This window comes from Nitrospirota bacterium, assembly GCA_037386965.1.
In the GTDB taxonomy this organism is placed as follows: domain Bacteria; phylum Nitrospirota; class Thermodesulfovibrionia; order Thermodesulfovibrionales; family JdFR-86; genus JARRLN01.
Map to the genome: position 1 here is coordinate 1 of JARRLN010000060.1, position 17754 is coordinate 17754.

At 64.7% G+C, this 17754-nt stretch carries 17 protein-coding genes and 1 pseudogene; 12 read left to right on the forward strand and 6 right to left on the reverse strand.

Features of this window, described 5'->3' with window-relative positions; genetic code table 11:
- From uvrB to P8Y39_09430, 4 genes are all read right to left on the reverse strand, one after another.
- Window positions 1-1961, reverse strand: a 1961-nt coding sequence (uvrB, locus tag P8Y39_09415) for an excinuclease ABC subunit UvrB (protein ID MEJ2192546.1), incomplete at its 3' end; no start/stop codon positions are given.
- A gap of 34 nt (window positions 1962-1995) precedes the next feature.
- Window positions 1996-3576, reverse strand: coding sequence for a citramalate synthase (cimA, locus tag P8Y39_09420; protein MEJ2192547.1), 1581 nt, complete (start codon window positions 3574-3576; stop codon window positions 1996-1998).
- A gap of 74 nt (window positions 3577-3650) precedes the next feature.
- Window positions 3651-4745 carry an HD domain-containing protein gene (locus P8Y39_09425; GenBank protein MEJ2192548.1) on the reverse strand — a complete coding sequence of 365 codons (1095 nt, stop codon included), beginning with the start codon at window positions 4743-4745 and terminating at the stop codon, window positions 3651-3653.
- Complete coding sequence (locus P8Y39_09430; protein ID MEJ2192549.1) at window positions 4738-6897, reverse strand: HEAT repeat domain-containing protein; 2160 nt, start codon at window positions 6895-6897, stop codon at window positions 4738-4740. The genes P8Y39_09425 and P8Y39_09430 overlap by 8 nt, the downstream gene beginning before the upstream one ends.
- A 198-nt stretch (window positions 6898-7095) precedes the next feature.
- Here P8Y39_09430 and P8Y39_09435 point away from each other — a divergent pair, with 198 nt between their 5' ends.
- The 12 genes from P8Y39_09435 (at window position 7096) to P8Y39_09490 (ending at window position 16826) form a co-directional block, all read left to right on the forward strand.
- A complete protein-coding gene (locus tag P8Y39_09435; GenBank protein MEJ2192550.1) occupies window positions 7096-7581 on the forward strand; it encodes a Na+/H+ antiporter subunit E in 486 nt (161 codons plus the stop codon).
- Window positions 7574-7828, forward strand: coding sequence for a cation:proton antiporter (locus tag P8Y39_09440; protein ID MEJ2192551.1), 255 nt, complete (start codon window positions 7574-7576; stop codon window positions 7826-7828). Before P8Y39_09435 ends, P8Y39_09440 begins: the two co-directional genes overlap by 8 nt.
- A complete protein-coding gene (gene mnhG, locus P8Y39_09445; GenBank protein MEJ2192552.1) occupies window positions 7828-8142 on the forward strand; it encodes a monovalent cation/H(+) antiporter subunit G in 315 nt (104 codons plus the stop codon). Before P8Y39_09440 ends, mnhG begins: the two co-directional genes overlap by 1 nt.
- Window positions 8142-8663, forward strand: coding sequence for a DUF4040 domain-containing protein (locus tag P8Y39_09450; protein MEJ2192553.1), 522 nt, complete (start codon window positions 8142-8144; stop codon window positions 8661-8663). The genes mnhG and P8Y39_09450 overlap by 1 nt, the downstream gene beginning before the upstream one ends.
- The gene (locus tag P8Y39_09455; protein ID MEJ2192554.1) at window positions 8656-9102 is read left to right on the forward strand and encodes a Na(+)/H(+) antiporter subunit B; all 447 of its coding nucleotides are present in this window, start codon (window positions 8656-8658) and stop codon (window positions 9100-9102) included. The genes P8Y39_09450 and P8Y39_09455 overlap by 8 nt, the downstream gene beginning before the upstream one ends.
- Complete coding sequence (locus P8Y39_09460; protein ID MEJ2192555.1) at window positions 9099-9476, forward strand: cation:proton antiporter subunit C; 378 nt, start codon at window positions 9099-9101, stop codon at window positions 9474-9476. Before P8Y39_09455 ends, P8Y39_09460 begins: the two co-directional genes overlap by 4 nt.
- Entirely contained in the window at window positions 9473-10999 is a 1527-nt protein-coding gene (locus P8Y39_09465) for a monovalent cation/H+ antiporter subunit D family protein (GenBank protein MEJ2192556.1), read from the forward strand. The genes P8Y39_09460 and P8Y39_09465 overlap by 4 nt, the downstream gene beginning before the upstream one ends.
- 2 nt (window positions 11000-11001) lie before the next feature.
- Window positions 11002-12483 (forward strand): monovalent cation/H+ antiporter subunit D family protein, encoded by a 1482-nt coding sequence (locus P8Y39_09470; protein ID MEJ2192557.1) that lies wholly within the window; start codon window positions 11002-11004, stop codon window positions 12481-12483.
- Window positions 12470-12733: a hypothetical protein gene (locus tag P8Y39_09475; GenBank protein ID MEJ2192558.1), complete on the forward strand. Its 264-nt coding sequence runs from the start codon at window positions 12470-12472 to the stop codon at window positions 12731-12733. Before P8Y39_09470 ends, P8Y39_09475 begins: the two co-directional genes overlap by 14 nt.
- Complete coding sequence (locus tag P8Y39_09480; protein ID MEJ2192559.1) at window positions 12723-14507, forward strand: Na(+)/H(+) antiporter subunit D; 1785 nt, start codon at window positions 12723-12725, stop codon at window positions 14505-14507. The genes P8Y39_09475 and P8Y39_09480 overlap by 11 nt, the downstream gene beginning before the upstream one ends.
- A gap of 61 nt (window positions 14508-14568) precedes the next feature.
- Entirely contained in the window at window positions 14569-15093 is a 525-nt protein-coding gene (locus tag P8Y39_09485) for a TIGR03546 family protein (protein MEJ2192560.1), read from the forward strand.
- Window positions 15090-16826, forward strand: coding sequence for a TIGR03545 family protein (locus P8Y39_09490; GenBank protein MEJ2192561.1), 1737 nt, complete (start codon window positions 15090-15092; stop codon window positions 16824-16826). Before P8Y39_09485 ends, P8Y39_09490 begins: the two co-directional genes overlap by 4 nt.
- Here the strand turns inward: P8Y39_09490 and P8Y39_09495 are convergent.
- Together P8Y39_09495 and P8Y39_09500 are read right to left on the reverse strand one after the other, a co-directional pair.
- The gene (locus P8Y39_09495; GenBank protein MEJ2192562.1) at window positions 16823-17275 is read right to left on the reverse strand and encodes a 3-oxoacyl-[acyl-carrier-protein] synthase III C-terminal domain-containing protein; all 453 of its coding nucleotides are present in this window, start codon (window positions 17273-17275) and stop codon (window positions 16823-16825) included. The genes P8Y39_09490 and P8Y39_09495 overlap by 4 nt on opposite strands.
- 8 nt (window positions 17276-17283) lie before the next feature.
- A pseudogene (locus tag P8Y39_09500) lies at window positions 17284-17754 on the reverse strand (type III polyketide synthase).

A 17754-nucleotide genomic window follows, 5' to 3' on the forward strand; every position in this document is an offset into this window, starting at 1 on the left:
TTTATCTCCTTTATCCTGTCCCGGATGAGGGCGGCCCGCTCGAACTCCAGCTTCTCCGCGGCCTCCTTCATCTCGGCCTCCAGCTTCCTCAGGGTCTCCTCGTCGGCGGCGTACGCGGCCGGCTCCTCCTCGGCCGCCGGCACGGTCCAGTAGTCGCTTTCATAGATGGAGCTGAGGACGTTCTTGATGTTGCTCTTGATGGTTTCGGGGGTGATGCCCATCTCCCCGTTGTACCGGGCCTGGATGGCCCGGCGGCGGGCGGTCTCCTTCAGGGCCCTCTCCATGGAGCCGGTCACCGTATCGGCGTAGAGGATGACCTTGCCGTTGACGTTCCTGGCCGCCCTCCCGGCTGTCTGGATGAGGGAGCGCTCCGAGCGGAGGAAACCCTCCTTGTCGGCGTCCATGATGGCCACCAGGGAGACCTCCGGCAGGTCCAGGCCCTCCCTGAGGAGGTTCACACCCACGAGGACGTCGAAATCCCCCATTCGAAGCCCCCTCAGAATCTCCACCCTCTCGATGGTCTTGACGTCGGAGTGCAGGTACCGCGTGCGCACCCCGAGCTCCGTGTAGTACTCGGTCAGGTCCTCGGCCATCTTCTTCGTCAACGTCGTGACTAGGACGCGCTCGGCCCGGGCCGCCCTTTCCCTGATTTCCCCCAGCAGGTCGTCCACCTGTCCCCGGGCCGCTTTGACCACCATCTCCGGGTCCATGAGCCCGGTGGGACGGATGATCTGCTCCACCACCGTCCCCCGGGACTTCTCTATCTCATAGGGTCCGGGCGTGGCCGATACGTAAATGGTCTGGCCCGCCCTGTGCTCGAACTCCGCGAAGGTCAGGGGACGGTTGTCCAGGGCGGAGGGCAGCCGGAACCCGAAGTCCACCAGGGTCCGTTTCCGGGAACGGTCGCCCTCGTACATGCCTCCTATCTGGGGCACGGTGGCGTGGGACTCGTCGATGATGAGCAGATAGTCCTCGGGGAAATAGTCGATGAGGGTGTAAGGGGGCTCGCCGGGGGCGCGCCCGCTCAGGTGGCGCGAGTAGTTCTCGATGCCGTGGCAGTAGCCGAACTCCCGGAGCATTTCCAGGTCGAACATGGTCCGCTGCTCCAGGCGCTCGGCCTCCACGGTGCGGCCCTCCCGCAGAAGCTCCTCCGTCCGCTGGGCCAGCTCTTCCCGTATCCGCTCCAGGGCGGGCTCCAGCCTCTCCCGGGGCGTTATCCAGTGGCTGTTGGGGAAGAGGGCGAACCTCTCCAGCCGCCGGATGCGGCTCCCCGTCAGGGGGTCGAACTCGGCGATGCGGTCGATGTCGTCCCCGAAGAACTCCAGCCGTATCCCCTTGTCCAGGGAGAACGACGGGTAGACCTCCACCACGTCCCCCCGCACCCGGAAACACCCCCGCTTGAAGTCGGCGTCCGAGCGCTCGTACTGCATGTCCACCAGCTTTCTCAGGAGAACGTCCCTCTCGGTGTGCATTCCCTCCTCCACCACCAGGTGCATGTCCACGTAGTCCTGCGGGGAGCCGATGCCGTAGATGCAGGAGACCGAGGCGACCACGACGACGTCCCGCCTCTCCAGCACGGCCCGGGTGGCCGAGTGGCGGAGGCGGTCGATGTCGTCGTTTATCATGGCGTCCTTCTCGATGTAAGTGTCGGTGGCCGGCAGGTACGCCTCGGGCTGGTAATAGTCGTAGTAGCTCACGAAGAACTCCACGGCGTCCCGGGGAAAGAGCTCCCGGAACTCGCCGTAGAGCTGGGCCGCCAGGGTCTTGTTGTGCGCGATGACCAGGACGGGCCGACCCGCCTTTTCGATAACGTTGGCGATGGTGAAGGTCTTTCCCGAGCCGGTCACGCCGAGGAGGACCTGGTGCTTCTTTCCCCTCCGGACGTTCTCCGAGAGCGCCCCGATGGCCTGGGGCTGGTCCCCCGCGGGCGAGAAGGAAGTGGTCAAACGAAATGCATCCATGGGAAACCCCGACGGAGAGGGGCCCGAGGGCCGTCTACCGTTCCTCCAGCTTGAGGAGCTTGTATTCTATGCTGTCCACCAGGGCCTGGTAGGAGGCCTCGACGACGTCTTCCGAGACGCCCACGGTGCCCCACCTGCTGCCCTGCCTGTCCCCGGACATGATGAGCACCCGCACGCTGGCCCCGGTGCCGCTCCGGGCGTTCAGCACCCGGACCTTGTAGTCCAGAAGGCTCACTTCCGAGAGGACCGGGTAGTCCCTCAGGAGGGCGTCCCTCAGGGCCCTGTCCAGGGCGTTCACCGGACCGTTTCCGGTGGCCGCGGTGTGATGCACGGCCCCGTCCGGGACGGTCTTCAACATGACGGTTGCCTCATGCATGGTGCTGTCGTGCTCGCTTCGCTTGGAGATGAAGACCCGGAAGCCGATGAGCTCGAAGGTCTTCCGGTAAAGCCCCAGGGCCTTTTTCATCAGCAGCTCGAAGGAGGCTTCCGCGCCCTCGAACTGGAAGCCCTGGTTCTCCAGGTCCTTCAGCTCTGCGACGATTTTCCGGACCTTCGGGGACGCCGGGTCCAGCTCGATGCCGAACTCCTTGGCCTTCCTCAGGATGTTGCTCGCGCCGGCCAGATCGGAGACTAGCACCCTCCGGGAGTTGCCCACCAGGGCCGGGTCCACGTGCTCGTAGGTCTCGGCGGCCCTGAGGACGGCGCTGACGTGCATGCCCGCCTTGTGGGCGAAGGCGCTGTCGCCGACGAAGGGCTGGCGGCGGAAATGGCTCAGGTTGGCTATCTCGCTGACGAACCGCGAGGCGTCCCGCAGGCGGGTGAGCCTCTGCTCGCCGATGGTCTCGTACCGGAGCTTCACGGTCAGGTCCGCGATGACGGAGCAGAGGTTGGCGTTGCCGCAGCGCTCCCCCAGGCCGTTCATCGTGCCCTGCACGTGCGAAGCCCCCGCCTTGACGGCCACGATGGAGTTGGCCACGGCGCAGTCGGAGTCGTTATGGGCGTGGATGCCTACGGGGCTCTTCATCTCCTTGACGACCTTGCGGACGACGGCGCGCACCTCGTCCGGGAGGGAGCCGCCGTTGGTGTCGCAGAGGACCAGGCAGGACGCCCCGGCGGCCTGGGCCGCCCGGAGGCACTCCATGGCATAGGTGGGGTTCCTCTTGTACCCGTCGAAGAAATGCTCGGCGTCGAAGAAGACCTTCTCCAGCCGCTCTCCGAGATACCGCACCGTGTCATGGATGAGGCCGAGGTTCTCCTCCAGGGAGACCTTCAGGGCGTGCCGGACATGGAAATCCCATGTCTTTCCAAAGACGGTGGCCGCCGGGGCGCCCGCCTCCAGGATGGCCCGGACGGTGCGGTCCTTCTGCACTTTCTGGCCGGCCCTGTGCGTGCTGCCGAAGGCGACCAGGCGCGATGTAGAGAGGGTCAGCCCCCGGACCTTCCCGAAGTACTCGGTGTCCCTGGGGTTGGAGCCCGGATAGCCGCCCTCGATGTAGTGGACCCCCAGCTCGTCCAGCTTCTGGGTGATGCGCAGTTTGTCCTCCACCGAGAAGGAGACGTCCTCGGCCTGAGCCCCGTCCCTGAGGGTGGTATCGTAGACCTCGATTCTTTTCATCCTTCTAATGTACCACATGGCCCGAGGGCGAGGAAAACACCGGAGGGACGTTTAAGAGGCGGTGAGCGCGAGTCTTAGGCCGCGCCGCATTCCTTGAGGGCGCGGACGAAGTTCTCCACCACCAGGGGGTTGAAGTCCCGGCCGGCGGACTCCTCCATCATTCCCAGTATCACCGGCACCTCCAGGGCCTTCCGGTAGGGGCGTTCGGTCCTGAGGGCGTCGAAGAAGTCCGCCAGGGCCACGATCTGGCTGATGATGTGCTGTTTCCAGCCGGCCTTCCCCGGGCCCGGGCGGGGGTAGCCCGAGCCGTCGTACTTCATGTGGTGCTCGAACGCCACGATGACGGCCAGTTTCGGCACCTCTTGCAGGGACGCCAGGTAGCGGGCCCCGTAGACCGGATGGAGCTTCATCTTCTCCCATTCGTCCTCCGTGAGCTTGGAGGGCTTATCCAGGATGCCCGGGTCCACGAACATCTTGCCGATGTCATGGAGCAGGCCGGCCAGGCCCACCTCGTGCAGCGTGTCCGCCTCCACGCCCAGATACTCCGCCTGGAAGATGGACAGCACCGTGACGTTGGCCGTGTGGGCAAAGGTGTATTCGTTGTGGCTTTTCACGGGGCTCACGGCGGCCAGGATGTTGGACTCTTTCCGTATGGCTCCGAGAAAGGAGACCACAACGTCCTCCAGCCCCGCCGTATCCAGCGTCCCCAGGTGCGCGAGCCCCTGGTGCACGTGCTTGACCCGCTCCGTGTTCTCGCGTACGACGCCGGCGGCTCCCGCGGAGGCTCCGGCCTTTATCTCCATAACCCCCAGGGAGATGTGCCGGGAGGAGGAAGGCTCCTCATTGCGGGAGGCAAGGCTCTGGAGGAAGTCCGTCAGCTCTTCCGCGTCGACGCCCCTCCTCAGGACGAGGCGCTCTATCCCCTTTCTCCGGAGCTTCGTCATGAAGCTCCCCACGTGAATGCCCCATTGCTGCACGAGCCGATCCTGGACGAGAAGGCTCGAGCCCAGGATGGTGAAGGTGACGGCGTCCTCCACGTAGAGGTTTTCGAGGCCGGAGACGGCCTTCTGGGCGAACCGCTTCACGGAGGAGTGCTCGCGGGAATACAGGGCGCAGTTGGAAAGAGCGGTCATCATGTCGGCAATGACGGCGAGGGCTTCCTTATGCATTGCCGTCCCCTTCCCGGCGGAGCTGCTCGCAGAGGGAGCGTATCTCCGGGTCCGACTGCCTGAGCCCCAGCCGGAGGACGGGCTCCCTGGCCTCGGGCGGATAGTTCGAGAGGTTCTTGAAGATTTCCCTTCTGAGCTCGGCCGCCGCCCCCCGGAACATGAAGCTCTTCGCCTTCAGCATTTTCACGAGCGAGGCGATGGCGCGGGGGTCGCCTATCTCTCCCAGGGCCCGCACCAGGGGCACCTTGTGGACGGCCTCGTTTCCGAGGACGTCCCGCCTCTCCAGATGCTCGACGAGAAGGGGCACCGTTTCCGCCACCTTGAAGAACCCGGCGAGCCTGACGGCCTGCGTCCGTGTCTCCAGGTCCTGGGACTGGACGTAGAGCTTCAAAAGCGGCACCCCTTCCGGAGCCCCGAAGGACAGGAGAGTGCGGAGGGCCTCCATGCTCACCCTGAGGTCCGGATGCTTCGCGAATTTGCGGACCTGCTCGGCGTGCCTCGGCTCGCCGCACTCACGGAGGAGATAGACCATGTTCCGCAGGACATACCACCGCTCGTCCTGAAGCCTCGTGAGGACGGAAGGCACGACTTTTTCGCCCAGGGCCCTGAGGAGCGTCAGGATGTATTTCCGCCTGCCTGCCTGCCCCTCGCGGATGAGGGCGTCCATGAGGGGCTCCACCACTGTTTTCCCCATGCCCAGGACGAGCCCGGTCGCGCTTTCACGGCTCTTCCAGCCCCATGCGAGGACGGCCTCGACCACGCGCTCGTGGAATTCCTCGGAGGAGAAGCGCTCCACCGCGTCGGGCCCGCCGGCGTGCTGGACCACTTTCTCATACAGGGCCAGGGCGTCGCCGAAGCGTCCCGTGTCGATGAACTTCTCCGTGAGGTCCACGAGCGTCGCGAGCATCCTTCCCTGGACGTCGCCCTCCGCCGGGCCCGACTGAAGGAGTTCCACCATCACGTCCGACGCCGTCCGCTCCACGGCCTCTTCACTGCACTGCTCCGGCAGGCCTTTCAGGGGCTCGCCGCCTCCTCTGGCCCTCTGCCTGAGCATGGCGTTCAGGGTCTCCTGGTAATCGCGGCTTACGTACCTTTCGAAATTGTCCTCCCGGAACAGGCCCGTCAACTCGTTGTCCATCTGGATGTCGTGGACCACGGCATCGCCGGACATGCGAAGGTCGAAGACGAACTCCTTGGGGGCCACCGCGCTCAGCTTGGCTATGACGTTGCGCAGGGTCTCGGGGACCATGGCGTCATAGTCCTTCAGTACGTCCAGTATCCGGTCCATGTTCCCCGCGGTCATCTCCCTGAGGACCCTTTCGGCGTCCTCGGGGTCGGAGGAAAGAAAATGGGCCGTCTCGGCGAGGAGCTGTTTCCTGAGTTCCGGGGAGAGGTTCTCGATGACCGAGAACAGGGAGCTCATTCCCTCCGCCTGAAGCCCCGTCTTCCCTCTGCCTTTGAGGTAAGACGTGATGAACCTCTCATAGGATTGAGGGGCCTCCCCGCCGGGCGCCGTTTGGTTGATGAGTGCGGCCACCTCCTCCGCGGGGGCGCCCAGGAGGGCCTCGTGGGCCTCCTCCGAGACCAGGGTGCCTTCCAGCATGCCCCTTGCGTATGTTTCCCAGAGGGCGGACCTTTCCGTCTCGCCGGAGGCCGTGCCTTCGACGAAGGTAAAGTGGGAGTAATCGATGGGGGTGAGGCGTATCCTGGCGAGTCCACGCTCCCGGCCCAGGTCCGCCAGCCCCTGGCCGGGCGGGACGGCGTTGTCTGTGAGCAGCTCGTTCAGGACGGTCAGTTCCTCCTCGCTCAAGCCTTTCAGGAACGTGACGCTGGCGATCCCCCTCTCGTGGAAGCTCAAGGCGCATTCTCGATAGACAGGGTTTTTCTTGTCCAGGGCGTATTCGTCCACCATCAGGCAGTCTTCGGCGATACCCAGGGTGATGGCGTCCCGAAGCTCGAAGAGTTTCCCGAAGAGGTCGTGCGCCCGGAGGATGGAGCTCCTGATGGCCGCATGCCCCGGAGGGTAGAGGCCCACGTTCCGCCGGGAGATGTTGAACTCGACGACGGCCTCCGAGAGGAGTCGGGCGTCCAGCGGGAGCTTCTCGGCCTGAGGCTCCTCCAGGGGTTCCTGGCGGCCTTCGTCCCTATCCATGCACCAATGAAAAGAGGGCGAAGAAGCTACCCGCCGCTCCTCGCCGCCTGAGGTCTGTACCGGCAACCCACAAAATCACATTAAAATGTGGCACATGCTGCTGAAAATTGCAAGAGCCATCCTCACCCCGGGTGCAGCCGGATTTTCCCAGGGTTTTATGTATAATATTGACTTATTTTGTTCCTGCGGGAGGTGCTCGTGAGCTTTGCCGTCACATGTGCGCTCATGTTCGTTTTCTGGCTGCTTCTGTCGGGGCATCTGGACGTTTTCCATATCGTAAACGGCATCGCGAGCAGCCTCCTGGTGGCATTTTTCTCCCACGACCTCCTGGTGCCCCCGGGCTCCCGGCTGGGCCGCGGGCTGCGGAAGCTCGTCCGGTTTCTGGCCTATCTGCCCTGGCTCCTCTGGCAGGTGGTGAAGGCCAACCTGGAGGTGGCCTACGTGACTCTTCACCCCCGCCTTCCCATCGAGCCCTCTGTCATCCGGTTCGATACGAGGCTCAGGGAAGCCCTGGGCATCACCACCCTGGCCAATTCCATAACGCTCACGCCGGGCACGGTCACCATCGAGGCCACGCGGGAGGGGACCTTCCTGGTGCACACCATCTCCAGGAGCGCGGCCCAATCCCTCCTGGCCGGAGAGATGCCCCGCCGGGTGGAGCGGATAGAGAGGGGAGATGTTTGAGGCGGCTGCCCTCGTCCTCATTCTTGCCATCTTCTTGGTCCTGTACCGGGCCATCCGCGGGCCCCTCGTCTACGACCGCGTCCTGGCCGTCAACATGATGGGAACCAAGACCGTCGTCCTCATCGCCTTGATAGGGTTCATCTACGGGAGGCCCCAGTTTCTGGACATAGCCCTGGTGTACGCCCTCATCAATTTCATAGCCACCCTGGCGTTTCTGAAATACACGGAGACGGGAGGGCTGGACTGATGCACTGGCGGCTCGTCCTGACGGGGGCGTTTCTGGCCATCGGGTGCTTCTTCGTGGCCGTGGCCGCTGTGGGCGTGGTGCGGATGCCCGATTTCTACACGAGAATGCACCCGGCGGGGAAGAACGACACCCTGGGGCAGGCCATGATTCTTCTGGGCTTGGTTGTTCATGAAGGGCTCTCGCTGGTGAGCGTCAAGCTCCTCATGGTCATCGTCTTCATTTATATAGCGAGCCCCACGGCCACCTTTGCCATAGCGAAGGCCGCCCACGTGGCGGGGGTGAAGCCCTGGGCGCGGGGAGAGAAGAGGCGTTGATGGATGTCCTTCTCCTGGTGCTCCTGGTCGTATGCGCCGTGGCGGCGGTCTCCTTGAAAGACCTGCTCTCGGCGGGGATGGTCCTGTCGGCCTACAGCCTCCTGATGGCCCTGGTCTGGACGCGGCTCAATGCCGTGGACGTGGCCTTCACCGAGGCCTCGGTGGGTGCGGGCATCACGACGGTCCTGCTCATCGCCGCCGTCAGCAGGACCGCACGGCGAGAGGAGGCGAACCCCCTGGAGCGCCACTCCAAGAGGGTCTTCCTCATCATGTGCATCACGGCCCTGGTCCTGGTGTACGGGACTCTGGACATGCCCCACTTCGGCGACCCCGACGCCCCGGCCTACCGGCACGTGGCCCCGCGGTACATCGAGGATGCCGAGGAGGAGACCGGGGTGGTCAACATGGTTACCGCCGTACTGGCCAGCTACAGGGGGTACGACACCCTGGGGGAGACCACCGTCATATTCACGGCCGGCATCGGGGTGATTCTTCTGTTGAGGAGGGTCTCGGATGAATGAGCGGCCCGGTGTGGACATCATCAGGCGCACGGTCTCGGGGGTGGTTATCCCGTTCATCCAGCTTTTCGGCTTCTATGTCATCGTCCACGGCGACAGCGGGCCCGGGGGAGGCTTCCAGGGCGGGGTCATCCTGGGGGCAAGCGTCATCCTGTACTGCCTGGCTTTCGGCCTCCGGGAGGCCCGCGCGCACATGGCCAGGAGGACAAGCGACATCCTGGACAGCGCGGGCGTGCTCATTTACGCCGGAGTGGGCCTGGCCGCCCTGGCCCTGGGAGGGGCCTTCCTTCAATACAACGTCCTTCCGCTGGGAGACCCTCATTTTGCGAGCCATATCGGCATCTTCATCATCGAAGTGGGCGTGGGCATCACCGTTTCGGGGGTGATGATAACCATATTTTTCGCCACGGCCGACCGGGGGAGCGGGGAGGGCGGCGAGTGAGCCCCTTTTCCCTGTTCACCACGGAATACCCTTATCTTTTCTACATAGTCCTCGCCATGGTGGGTTTCTACGCCATGATAGCCAAGAACAACCTCATCAAGAAGATCATCGGGATGAATATCTTTCAGACGGCCGTTTTCCTCTTCTATATCGCCATGGGCAAGGTCGAGGGCGGCACGGCGCCCATCCTCTGGGCGGGGGCCACGAGGTACGACAACCCCCTGCCCCACGTCCTCATCCTCACGGCCATCGTCGTTTCGGTGAGCACCACGGCGGTGGCCTTCGCCCTCATTGTGAGGATTTACCGCGCCTTCGGCACCATAGAGGAGGACCGCATTCTGGAGAGGAAGCGCAAAAAGGGAGAGCTGCCGTGAGGCTGGTCGAGGACTTCCCCGTCCTGGTGGTCGTGGTGCCCCTGGTGACGGCCGTGCTCATCCCCCTTTTGCGGCTCCTCCGGCGGGACCTAGGATACTGGGCGGCACTGGCCGCCTCGGCGGCCTCCTTTGTCCTGTCCCTGTTTCTGCTCCGTGGGGTGCTCGCCCACGGCCGCATCAGCTACTGGCTGGGGGGATGGCAGCCCCCCTGGGGAATCGAGTACGTCGTGGACTACCTCAACGGATTCGTCCTGGTGGTGGTGTCCTTTATTGCCGTGCTGGTGGCCTTCTACTGCAAGAAGAGTATCGAGGCGGAGATTCCCTCCGGCCGTCTGGGGGTCTTCTACAGCGCCTTCATGCTTCTGGTGGCCGGCCTTCTGGGTATCGTCATAACCGGGGATATCTTCAACCTCTACGTCTTCATCGAGATAAGCTCGCTGGCCAGTTACACCCTCATCGCCTCCGGCAGGCGCAACGAGGCGCTCACGGCAAGCTACAACTATCTCATCCTCGGCACCATAGGGGCCACCTTCATCCTCCTCGGGGTGGGCCACCTCTACATGGTCACCGGCACCCTGAACATGGCCGACCTGTCGCACCGCCTGCCGGAGCTTTACGGCTCGACGGTGGTGCTGACGGCCTTCGCTTTCTTCTCGGTGGGCCTGAGCCTCAAGCTCGCCCTCTTTCCGCTCCATGTCTGGATGCCCGACGCCTATGCCACCGCCCCCTCTCCGGTAAGCGCCATCCTGGCCGCCACTTCCACGAAGGTGGGGGCCTATGCCCTTCTGCGAGTGATGTTCAGCGTGTTCAGCCCCAGGTTCGACGCCGAGGTGGTCCCTTTCATGTCCATTCTCGTGGTCCTGGGCTCCGTGGCCGTCCTGGCTGGCTCGGTCCTGGCCATCGCCCAGAGGGACATCAAGAGGATGCTGGCGTACTCGAGCGTGGGACAGATTGGCTACATCGTCCTGGGCGCCGCCATGGCCAACCGGACGGCCATGACCGGCAGCCTGCTTCACATCCTGAACCACGCCCTCATGAAGGGGGCCCTGTTTCTGGTCGTAGGCGTGGTCGTCTACAGGACGGGCATCCTGCGGATTGCCGACCTGAGGGGGCTGGGCAGGAAAATGCCCCTCACCATGGGGGCCTTCACCGTGGCCGCGCTCTCCATGATAGGCGTTCCCCTGACGGTGGGCTTCGTGAGCAAATGGTACCTGGCCCTGGGCGCCCTGGAGGCCGGCATGTGGTACGTGGTGGCGGTCATCCTGCTCAGTTCGGTGCTGACCGCCGTATACTTCTGGCGCATCGTGGAGAGCATCTACTTCGGCGAGCCCGTGGCCGAGGAGTCCTGGGCCCCTGCCGGTCCAGAGGGGGCGGCTTCGGCCTCCGGCCGGGAAGCGCCGTGGAGCATGCTTCTTCCCACGCTAGTCATGGCGGGGCTCTGCGTGGTCTTCGGGATAGCGACCTCGGTGCCCGTTGAGGTCGCCCACAGGGCTGCCGACATGCTCCTTTCGCGGGGTCTATAGGGATGGCGAGCGTACAGTCCCCGCTGCCCCTCCTGGCCGTCCTGGTCTCCCTTGTGGGGGCCCTGCTCATACGCCTGTCCCGCGGACACCCCAACCTCAGGGAGACATGGACCATCCTGGCCGCGGTGGGCAAGTTCGCCATAGTGGCCTCCATGGTGCCCCTGGTGCTTCGGGGCGAGGAGCTTTCCTTCAGGCTTTTTGCCCTCTTCCCCGGCCTCGAAGTCGCCTTCAGGGTGGACGCCCTGGGTGTTTTTTTCGCGCTGACGGCCTCCTTCCTCTGGATAATCACCTCGTTTTACTCCATCGGCTACATGCGCGCCGAGGGCGAGCACGCCCAGACCCGGTACTTCGTCTGCTTCGCCGTGTCCCTCTCGGCGACCATGGGGGTGGCCTTCGCGGCCAACCTTCTGACCACCTTCATCTTCTACGAGGTGCTCACCCTGGTCACTTTCCCCCTGGTGGGGCACGAGGAAACCCCCGAGGCGATGCAGGGGGCCAGAAAGTACCTCGTCTATCTCCTGGGGACGTCCCTCCTTTTTCTGCTCTCCGCGGTGGTTTTCACCTACTGGGCCGCCGGAACCCTGGACTTCGCCCCGGGGGGGCTCTTCCCGGCTGCGGTCCAGCGGGGAGTGCTCATCGCCATATTCGTCCTGTTCGTTCTGGGGGTGGCCAAGGCGGCCATGATGCCGCTTCACTCCTGGCTGCCGGCGGCCATGGTGGCCCCCACGCCGGTGAGCGCGCTTCTTCACGCGGTGGCCGTGGTGAAGACCGGCGTTTTCGTGATGGTGAGGGTGGCCCTGTACGTCTTCGGCGCGGGGGTCCTCCGCGATATGGGACTGGGTACGGCGCTGGCCTACTATGCGTCCTTCACCATCGTCGTGGCGTCCCTCATCGCGCTCAAGCAGGACAACCTCAAGCTCCGCCTCGCCTATTCCACCGTAAGCCAGCTCTCCTACATCGTGCTCGGCGCCGCGCTCCTTTCGCCGTCGGCCATTACCGGGAGCGTGATGCACATCGTCCTTCACGCCTTCGGCAAGATAACCCTTTTCTTCACCGCCGGGGCCATTGCCGTGGCGACGCACAAGACCCGGGTCAGCGAGCTGGACGGCATCGGGCGGCGGATGCCCTTCACCATGGCGGCCTTCTCCCTGGGGGCCGTCTCCATGATAGGCATCCCGCCCCTGGGCGGGTTCATAAGCAAGTGGTACCTTGCGCAGGGGTCGGTGGAGGCCGCGGAGCCGGGCTTCCTCATCGTCCTGGCCGCAAGCACGGTCCTGAACGCCTGCTATTTCCTCCCCATCGTCCACCGGGCCTTCTTCAGGCCGCTGCCCGAGGGGGAGGCCGCGGGGCTTCGCGAGGCTCCCCTTTTCATGGTGGCTCCCCTGGTGCTGACCGCCCTGGGGGCGATGGCCCTGTTTTTCAGGCCCTCGCTCTTTCTGGACCTTGCCGGCATGGTAGCGGGAGGTGTGCTTGGCGGGGGATAGGGACGTGAAGAAAGGCCGGGTGATAGACTCGCCCCGGGCGGCCAGGGTCCTCAGGGCGGCCTTCTACGCCGTCCTCGCGATACTGCTGGTCCTGGGCTTCCTCGTCCCCGGGCACCCGGACTTCTCGTGGGAGCGGCTGCCGGGGTTCTTCGCCCTCTACGGGTTCATCTCCTGCGTGGTCATCATAGCGGTTTCCAAGATACTGGGGAAGCTCCTGCTCACCAGAAAGGAAGATTACTATGACTGGTAGCTGGGTGCCCCCGGCCATAATCTTCCTGGCCGCCGCTCTGGTGACCCCTTTCCTCCGGGGGGGCGTGAAGAAGTTCTTTCTCCTGGCCGTGCCCGTTGTGGCTTTCCTGAACGTCATGAACATGACGGAGGGGACGGCCTTCACGGCGCCCTTCCTCGGGCACGAGCTGGTGCTGGGGAGCGTGGACCGCCTGAGCCTGGTCTTCGGGTACGTCTTCGTCATCATGGCCTTCGCCGGAATGCTCTTCGCCCTGCACGTCAAGGGGCGCGGCGAGCACACGGCGGCCTTCTTCTACGTGGGAAGCTCCCTGGGAGTGGTCTTCGCGGGAGACATGCTGAGCCTTTTCATCTTCTGGGAGGCGATGGCCCTGGCCTCGGCCTATCTCATCTGGGGCAGGGGGACGAGGGCGTCGCAGTTCGCCGGGCTCAGGTACCTGGTGGTGCATTTCTCGGGAGGGCTGCTTCTCCTCTTCGGCATTGTGATGCGGTACTACGAGACGGGGAGCCTCGCCTTCGGATACATCGGCCTCACGGGGCTGGCCTCCTGGCTCATCCTGCTGGGCTTTGCCGTAAACGCCGCCATCCCGCCGCTTTCGGCCTGGCTTTCGGACTCCTACCCCGAGAGCACGGTGGCCGGCACGGTCTTCCTCAGCGCCTACACCAGCAAGACCGCCGTCTACGTGCTGGCCCGGGCCTTCCCCGGGGCGGAGGTCCTGCTCTGGGCCGGCACCATCATGACCGTCTACGGCATCGTCTACGCCATCCTGGAGAACGACATGCGCCGCATCCTGGCCTACAGCATCATCAACCAGGTGGGCTTCATGGTGGCCGGCATCGGCATCGGCACCGAGCTTTCCCTGAACGGGACCGTCTCCCACGCCTTCGCCCATATCCTGTACAAGGCCCTGCTCATGATGTCCGGCGGGGCGGTGCTCTACATGACGGGGAAGAGCAAGTGCACGGAGCTGGGGGGGCTGTACCGCACCATGCCCCTCACCCTCACGTTCTGTCTCGTGGGGGCGGCCAGCATCTCCGCCTTTCCGCTGACCAGCGGCTTCGTGAGCAAGTCCATGGTCATCGCCGCGGCGGGCGAGGGCCACATGACGGTCATCTGGCTTCTCCTGACGCTCGCCTCGGCGGGGGTCTTCCTCCATGCGGGAATCAAGTTTCCCTGGTTCGTCTTCTTCGCCCGGGACTCCGGGCTCCGGCCGAAGGAGCCTCCGGTGAACATGCTTCTGGCCATGGGTTTTCTGTCCTTTCTCTGCATCTTTCTGGGCGTCTACCCGGAGGCGCTCTACAGGATTCTGCCTTACGGGGTGCATTTCGAGCCCTATACGGGCTCCCATGTGGTGGGCCAGCTCCAGATACTCATGTTCTCGGCCCTGGCCTTCTTCGTGATGCTCCGGTATCTGGAGCGGACAAACACCATCAGCCTGGATACCGACTGGTTCTACCGCAGGGGGACCGACGCCCTGGCCTGGGTCGTCAGGCAGCCCATGGGCGAGGTGGAGGCGGTCCTGAGGAGAGCGGCTTTCGAGAGAGTGCCCGGTTTCCTCACCTGGTTCAGCAGAAACCCCACGGCCGCGCTCAAGATAGGGCTCGATTCCTTCCTCCTCCGTTTCGCCGGACCGGGGAGACGGCGGGAGATCCGCGACCGCATCCAGAGGGAGAGGCAGGTCTACCCCGGCGACATAATCAGGCACTGGCCCGTGGGGATGACCGTTCTTTGGATTGCTCTGTTTCTGCTTGGCTATCTCATCATCTACTATGCCTGACGCCGGGTTGGGGTCTTTCACGGCGGAGAGTTTTCGGCTAACATTAACAAGGAGGTAAGGGATGCTCCGGGCGGCAGCCAAACTTTTGAGGGCAATGAACTCCGAGACGGAGCCGGGCCAGATAAGCCTGGCCCTGTGTTTTGCCATGGTGGCCGGCCTGACGCCGCTTCTGAGCCTGCACAATCTGTTCGTCCTGCTCCTGGTCCTCGTCCTCCGGGTCAATGTGTCGGCATTCCTGGTGGGCTTGGGGGTCTTCTCCGCCCTGGCCTATCCCCTGGACCCGCTGTTTCACCGGGTGGGCCTCTCGGTGCTCCGGGCCGGGCCGCTCCAGGGACTCTGGACCTCTCTTTACAACTCCGCTCCCTGGCGACTGGAGAGGTTCTATAACACGGTCACGATGGGGAGCCTCCTTGTGTCCCTTGCTCTTTTTATTCCCCTGTTTCTTGCCACCAACCTGGCCATCCGCCGCTACCGGGAGCACGTGATGCGGTGGGTGGAAAGGTCCCGCGCCATGACCTTTTTCAAGGGCACCCGGTTTTACAGGCTCTACAAGTCCGTCTCCGGGGCCGGGGAGTATTTGCGATGAAATGGATACGCTGGAAGGGCCTCTTGGCCTTCGCCGCCCTGGTGGGCGTCATCGTGGTTTTCTGGTTTCTCCTGGTGGACTCCTACGTGAAGGCGCTCATAGAAAGCGCGGGCACCCGGGCGGTGGGGGCCAAGGTGCAACTGGACGGGGCGGACCTCACGTTGTTTCCCGTGGGCCTGACCCTCAAGAGGCTTCAGGTCACCAACCCCGAGGAGCCCATGCAAAACGCCGTCGAGGTCTCGCGCATCGCCTTCACCATGGACGGCATGCGGCTCCTGGAGCGGAAGGTCATCATCGAGGAGATGGCCCTGCAGGGCGTGCGCTTCGGAACGCCCCGGAAGACATCGGGCGCCGTACGAAAGGTCAGGAAGGAAAAGCCCGAAGAAAAGAAGCGGAGACTCGCCCTTCCCACCCTCACACTTCCCAGCATCAAGGAGGTCATGGACAAGGCCGACCTCCGCACCCTCAAGGCCGCCCAGAGCCTCCGGGAGGATGTCGGGCAGACGAAGACCCGCTGGGAGGAGCGCCTCCGGGACCTTCCGGACAAGGAGACATTCGAGGACTACAGGAAGCGTGTCCAAGAGGCGAAGAAGACCGCCCGCACCGACCCCCTCGGGACGGCCGTGAGGGTGAAGGAGCTGAGGGACGACCTCAGGGCGGACATGGCCAAACTGAAGGAGGCCAAAGAGGACTTCACCAAGACCCGGCTCGACCTCAACCGGCGCATTCGGGAGGTCGCCCGGATGCCTGCCGAGGACGTCCGGAGGCTCCGGGAGACATACGGCGTCACCCCGGAGGGGCTGGGAAACGTCACACGCCTCGTGGCCGGGCAGAAGGCCGCCCTCTGGGTGCAGAGGAGCCTCTTCTGGTACGGGAAAATCCAGAAGGTTTTCGAGCCCGCAAGGCAGGAGAAGGCCGGCGAGCCCAAGGCCGTCAAGCCGCCCCGGGCCCCGGGGCTCGACGTCCATTTCCCCGAGCGCACCCCGGCGCCGGAGTTTCTCATTCGCCGGGCCCGGGCGGACCTCGGCTTAAAGGCCGGGGACCTCTCGGGCAGGCTCACGGATATCACCAGCGAGCAGGGCGTGACCGGGCAGCCTACGGTTTTCAGCTTCTCTGGGGAGAAGCTCGCTCTCGCCCGGGCCATGCGCATCGAGGGCAGCCTCGACCATGTCAAGCCCGGCCGCGCCGAGGACACGCTGAAGGTCCTCGTGGACGGCTACCGCCTGAGCGATGTCGCCCTGGGCGGCGGGCAGATTCCCCTGGTCGTCAAGAAAGGGCTCATGGCCCTCGACCTCACGGTCTCGGTCAGGGAAGGGCGCCTCACCGGCTCCCTTGCCGGGAAGCTTTCTTCGGCCAATCTGGATGTAGGCGGGACGAAGGAAGGCGGGGCTGTCCTTCAGGCCGTGAGGGAGACGGTGCGGGATATCCGGGGCCTCGCCTTCCGGGCCTCCCTCGGGGGGACGCCCGAGGACTACACCCTTGCGCTCAGCTCCGACCTGGACGAGGTCCTCAAGAGCGCCGTCCTCAAGCAGGCGAACAAGCAGCTTGGGGCCTGGGAGGAGAAGCTCCGGAGCGCCGTGAACGAGAAGACCACAGGGGAGCTTCAAAAGCTCAAGGACTCCATGGGCGGCCTCTCCGGGCTTGAGCAGGCGCTTTCGGACAGGCTCGCCCTGGGCGGGCACCTCATGGACGAGCTCCCCGTACCGGGCGGAAAGCTCAAGCTTCCTTTTTAAGGACCTGGGGAGGCCGTCTCCCCGGGCGCGGGGGTTTTTCTCAGCAGAAGGGCGTGAACCGAAAGCCCCGCTCCGAAGGCCCCCAGGGCGCACCACTGGCCGGGCTCTATCCGCTCCATCAGGTCCTTGAGGACGAAAAGCGCCGTGGGGGAGGACATGTTGCCGTAGCGGCGCATCACCTGGCGGGTGGGGGCCGCCTGGGCTTCGCTCAATCCGAGCGCGTCCCTCAGCGTGCTGATGACCTTTTCCCCTCCGGTGTGCAGGGCCCAGTGGGCAACGTCCTTTGTGCAAAGGGCGTGGGGGGCCAGGAGCTCCCCGACCACGTGGCGCATCTCGCCAGCCACGAGGCGCGGGATGGCCGTGGAGAGCTGGTTATGCAGGTTGCCGTTTCTGTGGACATAGCGGATGGCCTCCCGGTGGGAGGGGGCGAAGCGCCGCCCCGCCCCCATGAGGGTCCGTCGCCGAACAGGGCGTTGGAGACGATGAGGCTCAGGTCGTCGGCCATCTGGAAGGTGGCGCTGCATATCTCCACGGCCACGCTCAAGACGGCGTCTCCGCCCGCCAGGAGGGAGGCCGCCACGTCCAGGTTCGGGACGGCCCCGCCGCAGCCGCTTCCCACAAGGTCCAAGGCCCGGATGCCCGGCGAAAGCCCCAGGCGCTCCATCACGTAGGTGGAGACGCCGGGGCAGAGATACCCCGTGCACGTGTTTACAACCAGGGCGGAGATGTCCGCCGCCTTGAGGCCCGCCCCCTCCATGGCCTCAAGCGCGGCTTCCGCCGATAGGCGCACGGCCCAGCGGGTGAAGCGGGCCACGCGCTCGTCGGGGCCCTCCCGGAGGAGCTCCTCGGGGCTTTCGAGGGCGAAGGTCCGGGAGGCGATGCCCGGGTGTGAAAAGACCTTCGTGAGGACGGCGCGGCTCCTTTCGCT

Bases quoted from the DNA above. Each gene is read 5' to 3' on its own strand.
- cimA (MEJ2192547.1), bottom strand. From the start codon at position 3,576: ATGAAAAGAATCGAGGTCTACGATACCACCCTCAGGGACGGGGCTCAG.
- P8Y39_09425 (MEJ2192548.1), bottom strand. From the start codon at position 4,745: ATGCATAAGGAAGCCCTCGCCGTCATTGCCGACATGATGACCGCTCTT.
- P8Y39_09430 (MEJ2192549.1), bottom strand. From the start codon at position 6,897: ATGGATAGGGACGAAGGCCGCCAGGAACCCCTGGAGGAGCCTCAGGCC.
- P8Y39_09440 (MEJ2192551.1), top strand. From the start codon at position 7,574: ATGTTTGAGGCGGCTGCCCTCGTCCTCATTCTTGCCATCTTCTTGGTC.
- mnhG (MEJ2192552.1), top strand. From the start codon at position 7,828: ATGCACTGGCGGCTCGTCCTGACGGGGGCGTTTCTGGCCATCGGGTGC.
- P8Y39_09450 (MEJ2192553.1), top strand. From the start codon at position 8,142: ATGGATGTCCTTCTCCTGGTGCTCCTGGTCGTATGCGCCGTGGCGGCG.
- P8Y39_09455 (MEJ2192554.1), top strand. From the start codon at position 8,656: ATGAATGAGCGGCCCGGTGTGGACATCATCAGGCGCACGGTCTCGGGG.
- P8Y39_09470 (MEJ2192557.1), top strand. From the start codon at position 11,002: ATGGCGAGCGTACAGTCCCCGCTGCCCCTCCTGGCCGTCCTGGTCTCC.
- P8Y39_09480 (MEJ2192559.1), top strand. From the start codon at position 12,723: ATGACTGGTAGCTGGGTGCCCCCGGCCATAATCTTCCTGGCCGCCGCT.
- P8Y39_09485 (MEJ2192560.1), top strand. From the start codon at position 14,569: ATGCTCCGGGCGGCAGCCAAACTTTTGAGGGCAATGAACTCCGAGACG.
- P8Y39_09490 (MEJ2192561.1), top strand. From the start codon at position 15,090: ATGAAATGGATACGCTGGAAGGGCCTCTTGGCCTTCGCCGCCCTGGTG.
- P8Y39_09495 (MEJ2192562.1), bottom strand. From the start codon at position 17,275: ATGGGGGCGGGGCGGCGCTTCGCCCCCTCCCACCGGGAGGCCATCCGC.